The organism is Psychrobacter sp. (genome assembly GCF_041554015.1).
Taxonomy (GTDB): Bacteria; Pseudomonadota; Gammaproteobacteria; order Pseudomonadales; family Moraxellaceae; genus Psychrobacter.
In genome coordinates, this window is sequence record NZ_JBFFMS010000081.1 from 1 (window position 1) to 3240 (window position 3240).

3 protein-coding genes are annotated in these 3240 nt (G+C 44.2%); all 3 read right to left on the minus strand.

What is annotated here, in order from left to right; all coding sequences use genetic code 11:
• On the minus strand, nt 1-786 hold a 786-nt coding region (locus ABYU67_RS11975; RefSeq protein WP_372845504.1), incomplete at its 3' end, for a phage minor head protein.
• On the minus strand, nt 773-2041 hold the full coding sequence (locus ABYU67_RS11980) for an anti-CBASS protein Acb1 family protein (RefSeq protein WP_372845506.1): 1269 nt from the start codon (nt 2039-2041) through the stop codon (nt 773-775). The genes ABYU67_RS11975 and ABYU67_RS11980, both read right to left, overlap by 14 nt.
• A gap of 9 nt (nt 2042-2050) precedes the next feature.
• Nucleotides 2051-3240 (minus strand): phage terminase large subunit (gene terL / locus ABYU67_RS11985; protein ID WP_372845508.1); only part of this gene is annotated, 1190 nt, incomplete at its 5' end.

The following is a 3240-nucleotide window of genomic DNA, read 5'->3' on the forward strand; positions in this document are numbered from 1 at the left end:
AATAGGTTGTCCAGGATGACCATCAGGCGGTGGATTGTCCCACGCTATCATGTCGCCCTCACGATTATCATGTTTCTTACGTACTCGCTCATCAAGACTCGTTGACCATGTGTAGTGCGTAATGCCAAGTGCTTGTTGTCTAACCTGTGAGAGTCGGCTATTAATCTTACCTAACTGGTCACGAGCTATCAGTCTTGCTCTATTCTGTGTCACACCTTCAATCTTGGTCAGCTCATCAGCTAAAGTAGCGTTAAGCGTACCTGCTTGTAAGCTCGCCATGACAGCCTGCTCAACTCTATCTAAGTATTGCTGTGGTAACGAGTTAATCAACGCCACGTTAGCAGCCACAGCCTCATCAATAGCCTCTTGTAGTGCGCTATCGCCCATCAATCCGCTAAAGTCTATACCTGTCTGCTTGAGTAGCATATCTGACAGCTGACTATCTGATGCTATCTTTTGCTTGCTGACGATGGTGTTGGCTAATGTGTTTGCAATACCTGATACTTTAGCCTTGACCGTGTTAGCTGTCTTGCTAAATGCGGATTTGAAGTCGCTGAACAAGCTGTCAGCAACCATCTTGCTATCACCGACACGAGGTGCTTGCTTAGCTATCGGCATGAGCGCCTTGACTGTCTCGGTGCGCATATCATCAACGATGGTCAGTAAAGCCCTTGTATAGTCCAATTCGAGCTTACGTGAGGGCTTAACAGGCTTACCCTTTGCTTTACGACCACGCTTTGACTTGCTTGATTGCTCTATGAGTGGCTTTAGGTTATTGAGATCCATTTCCTATCTCCATGTCTAAACCTTCAAGCAACTTGATATGCTCATCATCAATCACTGTATAAGTGCCTTGCTCAACTAACTGCTTGGCAGTCTGAGCCTCTGTGACAATGCCTAAATCAAGATATTTCATATCGCGTTCAGCATTATTCTTCTCAATCTCACTTAGCGTCTTTTCATCGACTTGCCATAACGGACTGAACACGAGCTTAGGATTGACGACTTTTGGCAATAAGTAATTGCTAATAATATTAATCAGTCGTCTAAGCACAGGGCGTTCATAATCACGCTGATAGCTGCCTACAGTGTTGTAATAGTTCTTTAGGTCATGTTCACCAGTAGCGTTCATACCCGCAGGTGAGCGACCAAATAGAACCGTATAAGGTATATCGGCAACAGATGCTAGCTGCACAGAAAATTCCTGCATCAAATCAGGCAGACCTGAAAAATTGTAAGTCTTGCTTTGATAGTCTTCATCTTTGTCGAGTAGCACAGTGCCGTTGTTGCCCTTGAGCATTCCCACCAAAGCAAATCGCTTGAGTATTGATTCAGTATTATTTTGAATCTGGTTGGCTAAATCAGGCGTTTTAATGATGTCAATCTTAGCCTCATGTACAAGTGACGCAGCATTAGCGTTGACACTGACAAAACGTAATAGCTCATCGTGTATCTTCTCCATGACGCTTTTACCATCACCCCATACAACTTCAATGATACGGCTGTGGTGAACGATGCTACCCGCTGTACCGCCCATGCTTTTTTGCAATCGGTAATAGACAGGCTTGTCATAATAACCATTCGCCTCTGACGCTGGACGCATTTCACTACCTGCTGCCAACTGAGACACTGACAACGTGGTTATGTAGCTAAGCGTGTCATTATCACCAAGCGGCATCATGAGTGGCAAATCACTATCAGCAGCGAGTAAGATAAACGACTTACCATGCAAACGTGACAGGCGCATAGCCTTGCTCAAATGCACATCAAGACTTAGGCGGTCTATCTCGTCGTCAAGTTTTTGTAAGTCTTCACCTGCAATACCCTCAAAGTAATAACCTTGACGGAACATATCTTGCACTGGCTTATCAATAATCTTTGCCGCTATGCCGTTCGACTCATACAGATTATCAAGCTCAAAGACAGACTTTGGTACATGCCAAGCAAACTGGTCATGACTCGCCTTGTCTCTGCTTGTACCGAGCTTGCTCACTAGATTAACCAGTGTGCTGTCAGCAATGTTCATTATTTGTTTTAGCATAGTTGTCTCTTAGCCGATTACGTCGAATACGGATTTTGATTGTCTGCCAATGTTGATTAAGTCAATGAGTGGATCTATTTGGTCATCATGGTCATGTGACATATCAGCACTAAACGCCTCTGCCTCATCGATAAAATCACCAACCCATGTTGCATTTAATGGCAAATAAACAATGCCGTCCTCAATGTAAGGGTGTGCGTCCATAAAGCGAGTAAGTTTATCTGTATTACGCTGCACAGCCTTGATAGATACGCGGCTAGTGGTCTTTAATGTCTGTATCAACCCTGTACCACTTGCTTTATCTTCAATCGCCACATAACGCAAATTAGGAGTGTTCACATTATCGTTATGCTTTTTGATAAATCCGGCAGCTTTAACGATTAATTCAGGCGCTTCCCACTTACCGCGAAGTACATCAACAATGACTAGGTTGCCGTCATAATCTTCACCTGCTGCCATAAACACGCTGTAATCATTAACCTCTTTGGTCTTTTGTGCTGTATCAGCAAAGATTGCTAGCCATTTAAGTTTGGGCAAGACTGTATAGCGACCAAAGTACGAGGCTTTGATTAATCCACCACCTAACTTAGTAGGCGACTGCATATATTGGCTGTGGAATGTATAGCGACTGACCTTTTGGCCGTCTTTATCACTACCACCCATTTCCAGCTCTAGCAGTGATAGCAGCGACTCTTTAGCAGCCCAGTAGCTTTGACGGCCTTTATCGTCACGCTCTACGTCCGTAGGCACCAGTTTTGCAATACTAGGCGGTAACGTCTTGATAAACGCATCATCAATCAATGCCGGTATGTTGACGTGCCGCCACTTACCACCCATATTTCCATCTAAGATGAATTGGGTTGGGTCATCACTATGCAATCGCTGCATAATCAAGATAATAGGTGTGTCGCTTTTTGCCTTACGACTTTTTACTGTATTAAGTAATTTACGGTTAGCAGCTTTGCGCTTGGTGTCACTGAACGCGTCTTCTGGCTTTAATGGATCATCAAGAACAATTAAACCGTTGAACTCTTTTGACATACGACCAGCACGACGACCGGTTACCTGACCACCCATTGAGGCTGCATAGATATGACCGCCCTCAAATCCTTCTATGTCTGTTTTCCACGAGCCTTTACTGTCGGTATCACTTGATATCGCCACTGGCCATAACTGCTGAAAGTATTTAGATTTAACGA

Coding starts and splice junctions, on each gene's coding strand:
- ABYU67_RS11980 (WP_372845506.1), bottom strand. CDS start 2,041: ATGCTAAAACAAATAATGAACATTGCTGACAGCACACTGGTTAATCTA.